The following is a 17,000-nucleotide window of genomic DNA, read 5'->3' on the forward strand; positions in this document are numbered from 1 at the left end:
AGACTCACGATGCTGCGCGCTATGGCTGCAAAAGGCCACCATTTGCCGCTGCGATTCACAGCAAACTCTATTGCAGTTCCTACTTACCTACGCCTTGTTCGTGGATTCGTAAGGGTGGATTCGCAAGGGGAAGGAGCAATGCCTTAAGAGAGATGATCGAGCGGATGCGATCTGACAGTATGAGGGAATGAATCACATCCTTCTGCCGGCCGCTATCGCTGTGCTCGTCGTTGGAGCGGTCGGGAGTGCATTGGGTGGGTTCTATCCAACTACTTTGAGTCGGTGCCTCTAATTGTGGGCAGATGGGTCCTCTCGACAGGCTTGGGGCTGCTCGCCCTCGGTGGGCTGCTCTACGCGTGGCCAATGTTCTTANACAAGCCGGACACCGACTGCGACGATTATTGACTCACTCACAGACGTGCGGGACGGTGTCGCCATGAATGGATTACTGATTGGATACGCACGCGTTTCCACAGAGGAACAAGATCTCACCGCCCAACAAAACGCCCTCGAACGACTGGGCGTTAGATCGTCACTGATCTACACCGATCATGGTCTGACCGGAACGAACCGGGCACGGCCGGGGCTTCGCGAAGCGCTGGCCGCCTGCCGTGCTGGAGACACCCTCGTCGTTGCCAAACTCGACAGACTCGCACGATCACTCAGGGATGCGAAAGACATCATTGACGAGCTGACGGCCAAAGACGTCAAGCTCAGTATCGGCGGATCGGTACATGATCCGAACGACCCAGTCGGGCGTCTCCTCTTCAACGTTCTGGCGATGGTCGCCGAATTTGAGTCGGATCTGATTCGCGCCAGAACGCGGGAAGGAATGCAGGTGGCCAAGGCGAAAGGGCGTCTTCGCGGTAAGCAGCCCAAACTGTCGATGACGCAGCAAAAACACTTGATCGAAGTACACAACGCCGGCCTACATTCCAGCGCGGAATTGGCGGAGCTTTTCAACGTTGCGCGGTCGACCGTTTATCGCACCATTCAACGTCAGTTTGACTCGGGCCGTTGAGAGGAGCCCCCAAGTGAAATCTCGTTGCCGGATTAGCTGGTCCGGCAACGGGAACCCTCAACGGGATTCCCGATGGAAGCTTACGCATCCGAGAATGGCGGTCGGATCGCGGGAACAGTTCTTGCTGCGGCTACCGCCGGAGATCGTTGATTGTGCGGTCGCCCAAGAGCCAACTGATCCCAACAAACACCCCGCTGACGATCAAGGCGGCGAGAAGGAAAATCAGGGTCCTTCCGATGAAGCTGGCTGGCGTGCCGATGATAGTCGTCGTGGCTAGCCCGGCTGCGGCGCTGATCATTGCCGTGGCCAAGAGCCGGGTCAGGCCCCACACCGCGGCCGGCTCGGAGTCGGGTTCGTGTCCGCGTTTTCGGAAAGTTCGTCGGAGTAGGACGTGGGCTGTCGACCATCCGGCGATGTTTGCGATCGAGATGCCGGCGGCGATTCCGATCACGGTCAGCTGCGGGGGAAGCAGGATCGCCGCTGTCAGCGCACCGGCTGCAGAGAGCACGGCGATGGTGAGTTGTGTGATGAACGGGCCTCGGGCGTCTTGCAGAGTGAAAGATGTGCGGTTGAGGACGTAGGCCTGGCTGAAGCCGACGAGGCCGACCGCCAGCACCTGCAAGACGTGGCCGATGAGGGGCGTGCCGAAGATCGCCTCAGTCAGAATCGGCCCGACAGCGAGGAATACTGCCGCGGCGGCGAGTGACACATACGCGACAGGTCGAAGCGCGAGATTGGAGAGGGACTCGACTTCAGCGAAGTTGTTGCGTGCGGCCGCCCCGCTCATGCGTGTGTAGAGGGCCGTGGTCAATGACACGGTCACAATTCCATGGGGCAGAAGCATTAGCAGGTATGCGATCGAGAGGGAGTTCAGGCTTGGCCCGTCGATGCCCAATTGGTTGAGTGACTCTCCGGCGCTGCTGGCTACGTTCGCCGTCAGCAGGTAGGCAACTTGACTGGCGAACACCCCGCTCAGAGTCCAGCCGGCCAGCGAGGACATGTGGCCGAGACCGGTAAAGCCCCATCGGAAGCGCAGACGGAAACCGATACGACGCAGCGGAATCAGCAGCAAAAGGGACTGGACGGCGATGGCCAAGGTGGCGGCCCCGCTGAGGACCGCGATCATCAGTGGGGTCCACGAGCCAGCGTCACCCAGTCCGGAGGGCAAAGCGACGAGGAACACCAGGATGCCGCCGATGCCAACGACGTTCGAGATTGCAGGTGCCCAGGCTGGGGCACCGAACACGCCGCGCGCGTTCAACACCTGCGACAAGACGGCGAAGGCGATGAGAAAGAAAATTTGCGGCAGGCACCAATACGCCATCGACGTAGCAAGCCCTAGCCACGGCGCGGACCACGTCGTGGCGTAGATCCAGACGATTCCCGGCGCACACAAGGTAAGAACGACCGTGGCGCCGGCCCCACCGATCAGGATGATCGTCAGAAGGCGTTCAGTGTCTTCCTGACCCGCGGGGCCAGCGTGCAGGTTCCGAACGATCTGGGGAACAAGTACGGCGCCGAGGACGCCGCCGGCGATCAAGGCGAACAGGTAGGTCGGCGCCGAGTTCGCGATTTCAAACGTTTGACCCGCGACGGCCGTGCTGGTTCCGCCGACGGCGGCCACCAGCAGAATGGCCTTCGCAAAACCCAGCGCCCTGGAAACCAGAGTCGCCGCCATCATCGAGCCGACTGCTTCGCGGGCGCTCACCGTGAACGACCTGAACCAGTGCTTCGCCGTCGACACCCGAAACTAGATTCCCCCATTCGTCAACATTCCCACAACTCCGGCCCCGTGCCACACTGCCGCAATTACCCAAACCCCGTTTTGAACTGCTTCTCGGGGGAACCCTCCACGGGACGATTACTCAGACGATTTCGCACTCAGGCGTTGAGGCGTCTAAAACAAAGTTTGTGTTCTCGTGTCATTTCCAGAACCGTCAATTGGACAGTAGCGGCGTCGCGTTCGAAGATGGCTTCATGAGAGACAATCGGCGAACTTCGCGACGTAGCCGCGTAGCCATCGTGACTTTGGTTCTGCTCGCCGCTGCACTTCCTGCCTCCGCGCGCTTCGAAGTCTTCCACGGAACGGTCTGGCTGTTCTGGTTGGCGTCACTGGCGCTTCTCGTTGCGGCACTTGTGGTTTGCGTCAGACATATCAAACATTCCTAACCAGCAGCGCAAATAGCTAGGAACTTCCCCACGCAAGCACGCTGGTCCACAGGCGCCTCGTTCGGAAAATCTGCTCTAGGAGCGTGAGTCAGTAACGCCTATCCCGTGTTGATCGGGCAGATTTCGGGTCGGCGGTGCTGGGGCGGGCTGGGCTGGGCTGTAGGCGATTTCCGGCGGTTTCAACGTCTGATCGTTCTGTGTCGATCGAAAACAGGGCCAGGACCGCGGACCGTCGTCTGGCTCCGGGCAGGTTCCGCCCGTCAGGGCAGTCCTGCCCGTTCTTCAGGTTGCCGGCCGCGCTATCAGCGCGGCCCGTGCGCCCAGAAGCGCCTTGGTTTGCATAGTGTGCAGCTTCATCAGGTTGTGGCACGCTGCCATCAGATCCCACTCGTAAGCTGCTTGTTCCAACCGTCGTAGCAGCACGAACTTCCCCTGCCGAGTATGAATCTGACCGAACACGGGCTCCACGATCGCTTTGCGCCGCGCGTAAACGGCGCGGCCCTTCTTCGTCTTCAACTTCCGCGCCATCTGCTCCCGGAGCGTCGCATTCGCTGGGATCCGGCCCCGGGGAACGTCGGGAACACGCTCGCCGTGTTTCACCCGGCCGGTCGCGATGAAAAACTCGGTCCGGCCGTCGCTGGCGGCTTCCATGGTCTTGGCGTAGTCGAGATTTGTTGCTGAGCAATATCCGGCATCGGCCAGGATATGCCGGGGCAGAACTCCCATCGTGGCGTGGAGTTTCTCGACCAGCGGCACGACCTGTTCAACGTCCACGCCAACATTCGTGAGCGTCGTCGCGACGATGATCTGGTGGTCGGCATCAACGATGGCTTGCGCGTTGTAGGCATAATGGAACGACCCATCGGCGGTCTTCATGATCCGTGCGTCCGGGTCGGTGAAGTTGCGTTGCGCCTTCGGAGCGACGACCGCGTTCTTCGCCGCGTCATCCCCCTTCTGCCGGGCAGCATCGTCATCGTCGCCCTTGTCTCGGGCTTTCTTCTCGGCGTCTTTCCGTGCCCGGGCGGCCGCGTCGGCCTCCAACGCGGCGCGCGCTTCGGCCAGTTTCACTAGGCGTGACTGGCGCCGGGCGAGCTCCGGCGGCAACTCGTCACCGCGTTTGTCTTTCCCGAACCGGGCATCCTCAGCGTCATCGATCGCATCGGCGTCGGCCAGCAGCGCGGAGACTTCGTCGGCGAGGACTTTCTGCTTCTCCGTCAGGCGGGCGTAGCTCATGGCCTTGCGCCGGGACGCGTTGGCGCGCACTTTCGTTCCGTCGAACGCGACCTGCCCGAGCGAGACCATTCCGGCCGCGCGGCACAGTTCCAACGCCTGCAAGAACACGTTCCCCAGACTGGAGAGGTGGCGTTTGCGGAACCGGGCGATGGAGCGAAAATCCGGTGCCTGCTGCGCGGCCAACCAGCGGAACGCGACCACGTCTACGCAGACCCGCTCCAACTCGCGTGACGAGCGAACCCCGACGCAATACCCGTAAAGCAGCACGCGGACCATCAGTCGAGGGTCGTAGGGCGGCTGACCCTTCGACTTCGCGTAGGACGCGTAGAACTTCTTCAAGTCCAGCTGCGTCTCGACGATGTCCGCGATGAAACGAGAGAGGTGGTTCTGCGGCAACCACTCATCCAGCGACGGCGGCACCAACATCACCGCCGCCGGCTCGAACGCCCGAAACCGTTTGTTCACGCCAGCGCCAGCCTCGACTCCGTCATCCACGACCAGGTCAACATGCTCAAGTTCTGTCGCGGGGAACAGACCATCAGAATCGCTCATAAGCAATTTTCCCAGACCCCCACCCCAGGCCCGGGAAATCGACCGGCGTTTTAAACCTTGGTACTACTGACCCACGCTCCTAGGCGGAGGCGACTGATTGAGCTCGTGAGGCGTTCATGCGCTCCGGACTCCCAAGGACCGACCTGTAATGCGTTGTCCCTCGCATTCACGGCGCTCACCCGGCCGTGAACAGACACGCAATCACGGGTACGCTCGATGAGGTGCGTTTGCAGAACATGTTGACGTGCCGCGGGGCGGGCACTGTCCCGTCGCGCTCGGCTTGAACGTGAAGGAAACTCCGTGTCTGATCACGCAAGAATCAAGGGGCACACCGTGACCCGCACCGTGCACATCGAAGCCTCTCGCGCGCACGTCTGGAAGGCGCTGACCGAGCCCGAGGTGATGGTCAAGTGGTTTGGCGACGGTGTGGGGTTCGCCGCGCTCGAGCCCGGTGCTACTGGGAGCATCGACTGGGATGACTACGGCAGCTTTCCGATCGAAATCACCGAGGTCGTGCCCGAAGGCTCGTTCGGCTTCCGTTGGTCGGGAATCCCTGCCGAACAGCTCGACGAGTACTCGACGCACGTGCGCTTCACCATCACCGATGCTGGTTCCGGGACGGATGTCACGGTGATCGAATCGGGCTTCGACACACTCCCCGGCGGCACTCGCTACCGTCGCGAACGTCTTGAGCAGAACCGAGAGGGCTGGGACGTCGAACTCGACGAGCTCGCGCTCCTATTCGTGGGTGTCACTGAGTAGTTCACGATTACAGGGGAATCGGTCGACGAGTCGGGCACGTTGCTCGGCCGGTAGAGGACTATTTGACGGAGCGCCGGGGATGTGCGTGAAAGCGCCCAAAATCCGCCCAGGGATTCCGCCGCCCGTGAGTTCTAGGAACAGCCCGCTTTTTTTATCCTTGATCAGAAGATTTGTTGCGCCCATATTGGACGGCCCCAACCCTCAAATACTCAGCCGGTCGCCGACTAGGGCTGCCTTTCCGGTATCGTGACGATCCGCTATTTGGCGATTCAACGTGACCAGAAATTAACTATAAACCCATAAACTGACCAGAATCAGGCCGTCAGCGGCAGGCTCGTCGTGAACAGTGGCGTCGGTGTGCAGCGGCAAGAGCATCCAAAGACGCACGAGTCGAATCGGGTCCTTGGCGTGCCGCAGTTCGCCGCGGACGTAATTCATCAGCGCATGGCGTTGCTCGATCCCGAGGACACAGGGCACCTGCTGTTCTACTCACGGGTCGGCACTCCGCTCACGCCCTACAACGTTCGGTGCACCTTCCGGGCGATACTTCGGAATGCTGGCCTGGAGGGCATGGACATCATCCCGCACTCGTTTCGCCGAGCGGGCGCGACGTTATCACGGCAGCGCCACACCTCTACCACCGCATTGAAGACCCCGTCGTCACCGATGGGAAGTTCAATCAAGCCCGCCGATACCACGACACCCTCACGACGGAAGGGCTCACCTGTGACATCGAGAGCGCGCAGGCCTGGATTCGCGCCCAGGGAGCACAGAAAGTAGCGATAATGGCGTTCTCTATGGGAGGGACCCTCGCAGTGTGGGCGGCAGCAGCAGCACTGCGCATCGATGCCGCAGTCACCTTCTACGGCGTCAGCTTAGCTTCGCCACGTTGGCCGGGCATCCTCAGGCGCAGCGTCAAAGCAGTGCAAAAAAATTGTTACCGAACGCCACACGACCTCGCGCCGGATAATCGACGAATTCACAAACCAGCCCGCTGATCATCCCAGCGGAGTAAGCGGACTACCCCGCGACGAAACTCCCGCTGGCCTCATTTGCCTTGACAATTCCCGCGAACATGATTGGCTCGTATTACGTGACAATTTTCGGAACAGTAATTCTACCGTGAGAAAAGGAGGTGGCTCGTGAGCCACTACGCCGTCATCAACCCCGCCACAGGCGAGACCATCAAGACGTACCCGCAGATTTCGGATGATGAACTCGAGCAGGTCATCGCATCGGCTGATCAGGCATACCGAGGCTGGTCACGCAACTCTTCAACCGACAGGGCCGCACTCCTGCGCAGGGTTGGCGATTTGCATGAGGAGCGCCGCGACGAGCTGGCGGCTATCATCGTGCGCGAGATGGGAAAGCCCGTCGACCAAGCGCTCGGCGAGATCGACTACTCCGCCGACATCTACCGTTACTACGCCGACAACGCGCAGGAGTTTCTGAAGGATGAACCAATCACCCTTCTCAGCGGCGAGGGTTCCGCCTTCGTGCGCTCCAACTCTTTCGGTGTGCTGATTGGGGTCATGCCATGGAACTTTCCGTATTACCAGGTTGCACGCTTCGCCGCACCGAACCTCATGAACGGCAACACGATCATCCTCAAGCATGCGTCGCAGTGCCCGGAGTCGGCCGCGGCGATTGAGCAAATCTTTCACGACGCAGGCTTCCCGGCTGGCGCCTATACCAATGTGTACGCGGACAGCGAGCAGGTCGCCACGATCATCGCCGACCCGCGGGTGCAGGGCGTGTCCCTCACCGGTTCGGAGGGCGCCGGCGCGGCCGTTGCCGAGGTGGCCGGTCGCCACCTCAAGAAGGTCGTCTTGGAACTGGGTGGGTCAGACCCGTTCATCCTGCTCAGCACCGACGACATGGATGCCACAGTGGCTGCCGCCGTCGAAGGTCGCCTCCGCCGCAATAGCGGGCAGGCTTGCGACGCGGCTAAGCGATTCATCGTGATCGATGAGCTTTATAACGAGTTCACGGAGAAGTTCACCGCCGCCATCTTGGCAAGCTCTCCCAGCGACCCGACCGTCGAGGGTGCAGACTACGGCCCGCTCTCTTCTCTCGGTGCGGCCGAGCATCTCGAGGAGCAGGTCGAGCGCGCCGTCGCACAAGGAGGGACCCTGGCGGCCACCGGCAAACGCTCTGGCGCCTTCTACCCGTCTGCCGTGCTCACCGATATCACGCCAGACAACGACGCATACCACGAGGAGCTCTTCGGCCCCGTAGCATCCGTCTACCGGGCAGCCTCAGAAGATGACGCCGTCACCCTTGCGAACGCCACTCCGTTCGGGCTCGGTTCCTACCTGTTTACGACCGATCCCGAGCAGGCACTGCGGGTCGCCGACCGCATCGAGGCCGGTATGGTCTACGTCAACCTCGTCGGCGCAGACAGCGCAGAGCTGCCATTCGGCGGGGTGAAAAGAAGCGGCTTCGGACGCGAACTCGGACGCTTCGGTGCCAGCGAGTTTGTGAACAAGAAACTCATCCGCATCGGCTGACCCCTCGCCGACCTCGGCGGCCGACGCGGAGATTGCCGTTCAGTGTCGCCGGTGCTGCGGCGTGTGAACATCGCGCGTGTAGCCTCGCGGATGTCCTAACGCTCTCGCAGCGCCTGGCGCAGGTCGTACTCGCGTTGTTCCTTAGCAACCGCGAGTTGAACAAATTAGACCCACAATGTGACCGCACGAGTTTGGGCAGCTACCTTCTTCCGTTGGTGGCCTTGACTCGATTGACCAGGTCGCGCCAGGGCCCGTTCACTTCGGGTTCGGCAAACTCCAGCACATGCGGGGCGTACCGAATCCGGTACGTGAATCGGTCGGGGAACGAGGGGTGGCTTGTGAATTAGTCGAATATCCGACGTTAAGGTTTGTGGCGTGTGGCGTTCGGTAACGATCGTTCGCAAGACACTTTGGGGCAGGATCAGTAGGTCGCGGAAATATGAGGCTGGATTCGTAATGCTTGCCGTGTACTCGCCTCTGTAACGTGCTACCGGGTTGGTGATACGTTGCCGATATGCGAATTGGATACGGCCGGGTCTCCACCCGAGACCCGCACCCCGAAGCCCAACACGACGCCCTGACCGAGGCCGGCCGCGAACAGGTCTTCCTCGGGTTACGCGAGCCCGGCAGCCACGCCCATCACCCCCGAAATCGGCATCGATTCGCCTGAACCCGCGATCTACATGGCTTCCAGCACACTGACGTAGTTGGCGACGGCCAGGCCTCCCATATTGTGAATTGCTGCCCGTCGTGCGTTGGGCAGTTGCATCGCCCCGGCCGTTCCGGTGAGCTGCATGGCCGAGATCACGTGCTGCGACACGCCCGTTGCCCCGACGGGATGTCCTTTTGACTTCAGCCCACCGGACACGTTGATCGGTAGTTTGCCGTCGCGAAACACCCAGCCTTTGTCAAGGGCGCGGCGTCCGTCACCTCGTTGAGTGAGGCCAATTGCCTCGTACGCCAACAGCTCGGCGATAGTGAAACAATCATGTACCTCGGCAAACGACAAGTCGTTCAATCCAACGCCAGCCATCTGTAGGGCGCGCTGCCAGGCGACGGTGGTGCCAGCAAATTCCAGGGGGTCCCGTTTCGTGCTGGGTAAGAAGTCGTTTGCGTGGCCAAACCCGGTGAGTCGAACTCCGGGGGTGGCGGCATTGACTGTTCCTCTCGTGCTGATCACGACGGCCGCGGCGCCATCTGACACCGGTGAGCAGTCACTTCGCCGCAATGAGCCGGCAACGAGGGGGTTCTGCTCGGAAACGGTCTGGCAGAATGCCTCGCTCAGGTCCTTGTGCAGGTGGGCATAAGGGTTCGACATTCCGTTGTGATGGTTCTTCGCGGCAATCGTTCCCATCGGATTACCAACCGGGCCGTATCGGCATTCGTATGCGTCGGCGACGGTGGCGAACAACCCGGCAAACCCCGTGCGTGACACTTTGCCGGCCATGTCGTAGTCGGCACCGAGGAGGGCGGCACCGACCGTTTGAGCTCCGACGCCGGTCATCTTCTCGGCCCCGATAACAAGCACCGTCTTGGCCGTGCCGGCGAGCAATGCTTTCACCCCCTGCTGAAACGCGGCGGAGCCCGACGAACAGGCATTCTCGACCCGTGTCGCCGGCACGTTCGCAAGGTCGGCGGATGCTTGCAGTGCGAGCGAGGATGCAAACGCGAGCGGTTGCATCCCCGCGTTGAACTGACCGAGATAAATCTCGTCCACATCTCGCGCCTCGATTCCGGCATGTGCAATCGCCTCCGTCGTTACGTGGACGATGAGTGATTCTAGGGTGTCATCGACGAGCTTGCCGAAGCGGGAGTGCGCCCATCCGGTCAGCAGGACGTCCTTGCCGAACTCATCTGTGAGGCTCATACGCGCACTTCCTCGGTTTCTGCCAGTTTTTCCGCGACCGACGGTGTCGATTGCCGTGCAGTGAAGTCGCTCGGGCGCAGCACGAGCAGCGCGATGATCGAGGCGACGGCGGTGCCAACGAAGAAGTACCAAGGCGAGGTGATATCCCCGGTCCGGGCGATCAGCCACGTGGCAATCATCGGAGCACTGCCACCGAAGACCGCGACGGGGACGTTGTAGGCCAACGCGATCCCGGTGGACCGGACACGGGTTGGTAGCAGCTCGCTCATCGTGGCGTAGGTCGAGGATGCGTAGAGGCCAAACAGTATTGCGGTGGTGATTAGTGGCCAGATGAAACTGGAGGAGGTGGCTCCTGGGGCTGCTTGGAAGAACCAGAACAGAGCCGCTGCTGACAGTATCGCGATGGTTAACAGGAATGGCTTGCGACCGAACTTGTCGGTGAACATGCCGCCGAAAGGCATGACGACCGCTGAGAGCAGGCTGGCGAGGAACACATAAAGCAGAACAGTTCCGGTGTTGAATTTTAGAAGGGTCGACATGAAGGTCGATGCGTAGACGAGGACCAGGTAGAAAATCGAGCTGTGGAGGGTGATGATGAAGAAGATGAGCGCCAGAGAGCGCTTCCAGTAGAACACTTCACGAAGGGGGTTCTTCGACGTTTTGCCGACCGCCTGCAATGAGCGAAATTCTGGGCTGTCCTCGAGTTTCAAGCGGATGTAGAGCGAGATGAGTCCGATCGGCCCGGCGAGCAGGAACGGAATGCGCCAGCCCCAGTCCTGCATGACCTCTGGTCCCGCAAGAAAACTCATGCCGTTCGCGACTAGGCCGCCGAGAACCAAGCCCAGAACTGCAGTCACCATGAGCCAGCTGGTTGAGAATCCGCGACGACCGGGACCGGCGTACTCCGAGATGAAGGCGGTGATAGTGCCGATCTCGCCGCCCGCGGAGAAGCCTTGTAGGCAACGCACCAGCACGAGCAGTATGGGCGCCGCAACCCCGATGGCGTCGTAGGTGGGCAGGGCTCCAAGTAGGAATGTCGAGCCGGCCATCAGAATGAGTACCGTCACCAGCGTTTTGCGACGGCCAACTTTATCGGCCATTGGCCCGAAAAATAGACCGCCGAGCGGTCGGATGAAGAAGCTCAGCGCGAAAACGGCGAAGCTGCTGAGCAGACTTGTCATAGGGTCATCGGAAACAAAGAATGCCTGCCCGATATATACGGCCAGGAACCCGTAGATTCCGTAGTCGTACCACTCGATCAGGTGCCCGGTGGTCGCGCCGACGAATGCTCTGCGGCGGTGCAGGGTCGTGGGCGATATTACTTCAGATGAGAGCGTCATTGCGTCAATCCTTAGTGTGAGATGGGGTGCGGGGCGCCCGGAGAGTGTTGATTGTCAGCGCCAGTTGACGCTGAATCGCGACGTCGGTATCGCGCCAGTTCGTTCCGGTGATCTGATCGATCCGGATAAGCCGTTGGTGGACAGTGTTGGGATGTAAATAGAGCACCTCAGCTGCTGCTACAACGTTGGAGGAGTGCCGGTACACGGCCTCCAACGTTCGCAATAGTTCGGTCGTATGTGCGCTGTCGTAATCGAGGAGTTCTCCGAGAATGTCCCTGATGAACTGTTCGAGGTCGTCTGGCGAGCTGGTCGCAAGAATTGTGGGGAAGGGGGCGACTCCCGAGCTGTCAGCCCCTTGCCCGTCCCGGCCGAGGGCTACCAGGGCTCGCACCGTGTTATGGGCATCGTGCACAGCGGCTTCGAGCGTCTGCACTGTTGCGATCCTGCGGCTTGCACCAACAGTCACGGGACTTTCCACCGCAGCGGACAGCGCCGCGGCCGTTTGCTCGGCGGATTGCCGAGGATTGCCCCCCGGCAGCCACAGCAGTATCTCGTCCTGCACCTCGCAGGACAACCCCCCTAGCTGTTCTGCGATGCGCAGGGCAGCCCTGAGAACCTCGAATTTACTGGAGACGTCACTTGCTAAGGCGACGAGTACAGTGTCCAATTTGTCGAGGTCAACGGGGAACGTGCCGCGCAGCACGGTAGCGCGGTCGCTGCGCGGATCCCGGAGCAGCTCGCCGACCAGGTTGGAGGCTGATTCCCGCGAGGTATTGAGGCTGGCCAGAACCGATTCGAGTAGGAGTGAGCCGACCGATGCCGCCCGTGCCAGGATTTGCCGAATCTGGCTCTCATCTCGTTTGCACGAGATGACCTCGTCCGGCCGGTGCAGCACGTAGCCGAGCGTGATCGTGCTCGTGGACAGGGGCTGGGCGTTCCAATCAGTGGCCGAGGCCATCGCATCCGATTGCCCAGCGCGGGCCATTTCACGCTGGCGCTCGTCACACAGAACAACGGTTCCGCCCACGGCCGATTGGGTCAGCATGGCTAGGTCGTGCAACGAGCCGCGGTTCATGAGCAGCGTCATGAGTCGGTCCTGTAATTCCAGAATTGTCTGCGATGTGTGTTCACTGGCGCGCAGCGCTTCCAAGGCCGCTTCGAGGTTCTCGACGGTCTGCTGGTCTTGGGCGTGCACTGTCGCGTTGTCGATTATCACACCAGCATGTTGTGCCAGTGAAAGAAGCAGCTCGACGTCTTGTGGCCGGTAGTCGTGGGGATGCCGGTCGCCAGCCAGCAGCAAACCCACTATGCGGCCCGTATGCACTATCGGAACGCCAAGGATCGCGCGAAGTCCCTCTTCAATGGTGGCCGAGTCAATCGTGCCGGTGTGGGTGTACCTTTCGTCGGCGATATAGTCGTGGGTCCAGCTGGGCCGCAGGGTCGAAGCGATATACCCTGAGATACCTTGCCCCGGATCAACCGAGAGGCGGTTGAATGCCTCACTGATAATGCCGTCCGACACATGCATCAACGCCACCCCCGTGCTCTGATCGAAGGTGAGGAAATAGGCGACGTCGGCCATGAGCAGCCGCCGACTACGCGAGACGATCGACTGCAACACACCATCGACGGCATCGAGGCCGGCAATGTCACGTACCGAGTCGGCCAAACGAAGCAAAGCCCGTTCCCGTTCCTCCAACTCATCGATTCGAGTGCGCACTATAACAGCAGCCGCGATGAGATCACTGTCAACCGGGTTGATACCGGAACTGCTGGCGTACCCGCGCAGTTCGGCGGTGGTGGCACCATCGGCCAGGCGGGTCAGTAACTCGACGTCGAGATTCTGACCCTGGGTAGTGGGAGCGTTGCTCATGCTGGCGTGGTTTCTTTAGCGTTCAGTTCGACCGAGAGTTGAAACCGGCGGATTTTGCCGACGCTCGTTCGTGGCAGCTCCTCGATGATGGTCCATTCACGGGGGCGACTCTGAGGCGGTAAGTTGAGTTCCGCCCACTTCGATAGTTGTTCTTGCATCGGCGGCCGGTTGCGATCGCGCGGCACGACGAACGCTATGGGTACTTGATCACGAATCGGATCTGGCCGTGCAAGGACTGCGGCTTCAAGCACGCCGGGCGCTTGGGCAATCACCGCCTCTATTTCCGTGAGGCTGACGTTCTCACCAGAGACCTTGATGACGTCGTCGACCCTGCCGACAAATCGCAGTGTGCCGTCTCGATCCCGTCGGGCGAGATCTCCCGTGCTGAACCACGTCTCCCCGTTCCGCGTTGAAAAGCTGCGAGCGGTCGTGATTGGGTCGTCGAGATAGCCGGCGAATACATCAACTCCCGGGGCGCCCTGCAGAGTCATGATGCCAGGTAGTCCCTCCGAGACGCGCTGGCCGGTCGCCGGGTCGAGCAGTTCGAGCCGACGGCCAAGGATTGGATTGCCGATAACGTCTGATCTCGGTTGTACGGCGAGGTCGGCGGTGACGATAGCGGTAGTTTCAGTCATGCCATAGAGCTGCCGCGGCTGGCAACCCACGAACCCTGCGAACTCTCGGTAGTGATCTTCACCGAGACTCTGCGCAAACCAGACGTGTTGCAACTGCAAATGCGGCGCATCCGTTGGTCGTCGTGCGAGGATCATCCGGATCGGAGCGGCGAACAGGCTCGCGTGGGTTGCGGCTAGATCCGCCGCCTGCGAGAACCAGCGCGATGCACTGAAAGTCGAGGTGAGTGCAATACTCGCTCCGACTGCGATTGCCGGAGCGAAGCAGTAGAACTGGCTGTTCCCGTGGAACATAGGAAGGGTAACCAGCCATCGATGCCCCGGCTTTAACGCGATAATTTCAGCCATTGACTGTGCGAGCCCAAAGTAATTGCGCTGCGTGAGCATTACCCCTTTGGGTTCTGCCGTTGTGCCTGAAGTAAACATCACGGCAAGACGATCCATGGGTTCGACGGCATCGAACATAAGATCGCCGGGCAAGGTGTTCAGGACTAGCAAAGGTGACCCAGGCAACGCGTCCCCTACTGTCTCCGTGAGCTCAACGACTGATTCCAGTTGTCGGCCCGCCCCCGCAAGATATACCTCCCGCCTTCCTGCTGCAAAAAACCCAACTTTTGGCTTGGTCCTGCGAATTTGAGACGCAATGTCCCGAGCCGTCGACGCGGGGTCGACGGGAACGATCCACGCGCCGAGCCGTGTCGCCGCCAGCCAGAGCAGGATAAATGCTGGACAGTTGCGAAGCGCCAGATGGATGGGATCACCGTGCTTCACGCCAAGATTCACCAGCGTCGCCGTCGTGTGGGCGACGAGATCATCGAATTCTTCATATGTCCACGAGGTGGGTTCGCCGCTCGAGTCGTTGAAAACCAGGAATACGCGCTGGCTGTGCTCCGTGACCGCGTTAGCCCATAACTGCTGGAACGTTTCTGTATCGTGCATGGGATGCAAGCGCCTTTGCTTTGGATCTGTCTGAACTTCGGAGACCGAAGATATGTCCACACTATGACAGCGCAACGAGAAATATGATGTGGTCCTCTTACTGAAATTAGCCTCGAAAATGTGTCCATATCACAGTCCGACGACACAACAAGTGACAGCCGCCGACCGCCCTCTCCGAAACCTCCATGCGCGAACTCGAGGCCGTGCCAGGTGCCACCGCAGCCTGGAACCAGGGATGCCGCCGAGGTTCTGACTGCCGTAGCCTTCTAGGAGGAGATTTTCGGTCCAGAGATCGCTGCTCCATAATCAAATTAATGACGTGCACGGTGTCGGGAAACGCCACCCGGCGGGACGTGATTAGGTTCTGCTTGTTGCATGTCTAAGGAAAGGACGCCGTGATGCAGCGGGGAACTCACACCCAGCCGAGTTCCTTGCGGGAGCTAATTTTCGACCTCGCCGAAGACCGCCTCACACCGACGCAGATCATTGAACAATCTCTCGAACGAATTGCGCAAGCCGAACCGTACATTAAGGCATGGGTTTCCATTGATGCCGATGGCGCGCGGCGTCAGGCTGCCAATCAGGAGAAAATCGACCGTCGCGGCGCGTTATGGGGCGTTCCCGTTGGGATCAAAGACATCATCGACGTTACCGGGCAACGCACAGGGTGTGGCAGCGTTGTTCGCGATGGCACCATTAGCACGACGGATGCCGACTGCATCACGTCGTTGCGTAGCTCGAGCGGAATCGTTCTAGGGAAGACGGTTACGACTGAATTCGGATACTTCGCGCCAGGACCCACGCGCAACCCGTGGAATTTGGAGCATACCCCCGGCGGGTCTTCCAGCGGATCAGCTGCCGCTGTAGCCGCGGGCATGGTGCCATTGGCATTCGGAACCCAGACGGCCGGATCAATCACCCGCCCAGCCGCATTCTGCGGTATTGCAGGATTCACCACCTCAACCGGCGAATTCTCTATGAAAGGAATCACCGGCCTGAGCCCATCTCTTGATTCTCTGGGATTACTCGCTTCCACGGTCGCAGACCTTTGCTGTGCTTGGTCGGCACTCACCGGGGCCTCTCGTTCGGACGAGGACCTCGCCCAGCCACCGCGTCTGATGCACTGGGAGGGGAGTTGCTTAGGTGAGATCGAGACGGACATGATCTCAGCCGTGTCCGCTGCGATGACGAGGCTCAGCCGCGATGGTGCGACGGTATTCGACCTGGAGGAAGACCCGCTGATACAGATGCTGACCGGGGCCCAGTCGACAGTGATGGCTTACGAGGCCTGCCGGGAACGCAGCGCAGACCGAGAACAGCTTCATTTGTTGAGTGCCCCCCTCATTGATTTGTTCGCAGTCGGCCTCGCCGTCACGGACGACGACTACAACGCGGCTCGAGCGTCGATCGCGACCGCCCGCAGCTACGTATTTTCGAGGCTAGAAGAATGTGACGCAATTCTGGGCCCGGCGGCTCTGGGCGCTGCACCGTTCGGAATTGCAGCTACTGGGAATCCGGTTCTTAGTCGGCCATGGCAGGCGCTTGGTCTGCCCGTCGTCACCATTCCGGGGCTCCGGGATAGCAAAGGCATGCCCCTAGGGCTGCAACTTATTGGAAAGCCCAGACAGGAACAACGACTTTTCGCCGTCGCCCGATGGATCGAAATACGACTCTCAACATGACGGCGGCCCGGGCCCGCGTCGGTACCAAAGCCGTGGCGCCGCCGCTGACCAATCGTTGCCATGCCAAACAGGCATCTGAGGGGTCAGCTCGCGAAACGAAATACATAACACGCTAGGAGTTTTCGGGTCGGCGCAGGACAACTCCACTATGACACCAGATGTGTTCAGTTCCGCTCCGGCGTATGGGTGTACGGAGTGATCCGCCTCCGATGCCGTGGAAATCATTGGAGCCATCACCCAGACATTGGTGCGCGAACCGTCGACTTGCGGCAATTTTTTGCGGATCCTGAGAGGCCAAACCTGTCGGTCTACAGAGACGTCGGCGCATCAGAGGATACACTGTTAATGCCAACTGAAAACAGGGCCAGAAACGCCAACTGAAAATAGGGCCACCAACCATCATGGAAGGTGATCAAATTG

The 17,000-nt window shown here is 60.4% G+C and carries 13 protein-coding genes; 6 read left to right on the top strand and 7 right to left on the bottom strand.

Features of this window, described 5'->3' with window-relative positions; translation table 11 throughout:
- The first annotated feature begins 436 nt into the window (after positions 1–436).
- Positions 437–1,021 carry a recombinase family protein gene (locus CXY73_RS01415; protein ID WP_104176585.1) on the top strand — a complete coding sequence of 195 codons (585 nt, stop codon included), beginning with the start codon at positions 437–439 and terminating at the stop codon, positions 1,019–1,021.
- 130 nt (positions 1,022–1,151) lie between these two features.
- Here the strand turns inward: CXY73_RS01415 and murJ are convergent, their stop codons facing one another.
- Both murJ and CXY73_RS01425 read right to left on the bottom strand, forming a co-directional pair.
- On the bottom strand, positions 1,152–2,729 hold the full coding sequence (murJ, locus tag CXY73_RS01420) for a murein biosynthesis integral membrane protein MurJ (protein ID WP_146071575.1): 1,578 nt from the start codon (positions 2,727–2,729) through the stop codon (positions 1,152–1,154).
- Between the two features lie 743 nt (positions 2,730–3,472).
- Entirely contained in the window at positions 3,473–4,975 is a 1,503-nt protein-coding gene (locus CXY73_RS01425) for an IS1182 family transposase (RefSeq protein WP_369831191.1), read from the bottom strand.
- A 300-nt stretch (positions 4,976–5,275) separates the two neighbouring features.
- Here CXY73_RS01425 and CXY73_RS01430 point away from each other — a divergent pair, with 300 nt between their 5' ends.
- The gene (locus CXY73_RS01430; RefSeq protein ID WP_146071576.1) at positions 5,276–5,737 is read left to right on the top strand and encodes an SRPBCC domain-containing protein; all 462 of its coding nucleotides are present in this window, start codon (positions 5,276–5,278) and stop codon (positions 5,735–5,737) included.
- A 285-nt stretch (positions 5,738–6,022) separates the two neighbouring features.
- Here the strand turns inward: CXY73_RS01430 and CXY73_RS21755 are convergent, their stop codons facing one another.
- A complete protein-coding gene (locus CXY73_RS21755; RefSeq protein WP_158253982.1) occupies positions 6,023–6,175 on the bottom strand; it encodes a hypothetical protein in 153 nt (50 codons plus the stop codon).
- Positions 6,176–6,264: 89 nt separating this feature from the next.
- On the opposite strand from CXY73_RS21755, the gene CXY73_RS23390 reads away from it, so the two are divergent.
- From CXY73_RS23390 to CXY73_RS22510, 3 genes are all read left to right on the top strand, one after another.
- Positions 6,265–6,735 carry a dienelactone hydrolase family protein gene (locus CXY73_RS23390; RefSeq protein ID WP_104176580.1) on the top strand — a complete coding sequence of 157 codons (471 nt, stop codon included), beginning with the start codon at positions 6,265–6,267 and terminating at the stop codon, positions 6,733–6,735.
- A gap of 144 nt (positions 6,736–6,879) precedes the next feature.
- Entirely contained in the window at positions 6,880–8,247 is a 1,368-nt protein-coding gene (locus CXY73_RS01440) for an NAD-dependent succinate-semialdehyde dehydrogenase (RefSeq protein WP_104134564.1), read from the top strand.
- Positions 8,248–8,761: 514 nt separating this feature from the next.
- Positions 8,762–8,917 (top strand): hypothetical protein, encoded by a 156-nt coding sequence (locus tag CXY73_RS22510; protein ID WP_233198072.1) that lies wholly within the window; start codon positions 8,762–8,764, stop codon positions 8,915–8,917.
- 9 nt (positions 8,918–8,926) lie between these two features.
- On the opposite strand, the gene CXY73_RS01455 is transcribed toward CXY73_RS22510, so the two are convergent.
- From CXY73_RS01455 to CXY73_RS01470, 4 genes are read right to left on the bottom strand one after another with little or no spacing between them, the layout of a single operon-like run.
- Entirely contained in the window at positions 8,927–10,114 is a 1,188-nt protein-coding gene (locus CXY73_RS01455) for an acetyl-CoA acetyltransferase (RefSeq protein ID WP_104176581.1), read from the bottom strand.
- Positions 10,111–11,454: an MFS transporter gene (locus CXY73_RS01460; RefSeq protein WP_104176582.1), complete on the bottom strand. Its 1,344-nt coding sequence runs from the start codon at positions 11,452–11,454 to the stop codon at positions 10,111–10,113. The genes CXY73_RS01455 and CXY73_RS01460 overlap by 4 nt, the downstream gene beginning before the upstream one ends.
- Before the next feature lie 4 nt (positions 11,455–11,458).
- Positions 11,459–13,327, bottom strand: coding sequence for a GAF domain-containing protein (locus CXY73_RS01465; protein WP_104176583.1), 1,869 nt, complete (start codon positions 13,325–13,327; stop codon positions 11,459–11,461).
- Entirely contained in the window at positions 13,324–14,898 is a 1,575-nt protein-coding gene (locus tag CXY73_RS01470) for a class I adenylate-forming enzyme family protein (RefSeq protein ID WP_104176584.1), read from the bottom strand. Before CXY73_RS01470 ends, CXY73_RS01465 begins: the two co-directional genes overlap by 4 nt.
- Positions 14,899–15,296: 398 nt before the next feature.
- On the opposite strand from CXY73_RS01470, the gene CXY73_RS01475 reads away from it, so the two are divergent.
- Entirely contained in the window at positions 15,297–16,580 is a 1,284-nt protein-coding gene (locus tag CXY73_RS01475) for an amidase (RefSeq protein WP_104134569.1), read from the top strand.
- The last annotated feature ends 420 nt before the right edge of the window (positions 16,581–17,000 follow it).

This window comes from Cryobacterium sp. Y50 (assembly GCF_002929805.1).
In the GTDB taxonomy this organism is placed as follows: domain Bacteria; phylum Actinomycetota; class Actinomycetes; order Actinomycetales; family Microbacteriaceae; genus Cryobacterium.

Excerpts from the sequence above, each read along its gene's own strand:
- CXY73_RS01415 (WP_104176585.1), top strand. The coding sequence starts at position 437 with ATGAATGGATTACTGATTGGATACGCACGCGTTTCCACAGAGGAACAA.
- CXY73_RS01425 (WP_369831191.1), bottom strand. The coding sequence starts at position 4,975 with ATGAGCGATTCTGATGGTCTGTTCCCCGCGACAGAACTTGAGCATGTT.
- CXY73_RS21755 (WP_158253982.1), bottom strand. The coding sequence starts at position 6,175 with ATGAATTACGTCCGCGGCGAACTGCGGCACGCCAAGGACCCGATTCGA.
- CXY73_RS22510 (WP_233198072.1), top strand. The coding sequence starts at position 8,762 with ATGCGAATTGGATACGGCCGGGTCTCCACCCGAGACCCGCACCCCGAA.
- CXY73_RS01455 (WP_104176581.1), bottom strand. The coding sequence starts at position 10,114 with ATGAGCCTCACAGATGAGTTCGGCAAGGACGTCCTGCTGACCGGATGG.
- CXY73_RS01460 (WP_104176582.1), bottom strand. The coding sequence starts at position 11,454 with ATGACGCTCTCATCTGAAGTAATATCGCCCACGACCCTGCACCGCCGC.
- CXY73_RS01465 (WP_104176583.1), bottom strand. The coding sequence starts at position 13,327 with ATGAGCAACGCTCCCACTACCCAGGGTCAGAATCTCGACGTCGAGTTA.
- CXY73_RS01470 (WP_104176584.1), bottom strand. The coding sequence starts at position 14,898 with ATGCACGATACAGAAACGTTCCAGCAGTTATGGGCTAACGCGGTCACG.
- CXY73_RS01475 (WP_104134569.1), top strand. The coding sequence starts at position 15,297 with ATGCAGCGGGGAACTCACACCCAGCCGAGTTCCTTGCGGGAGCTAATT.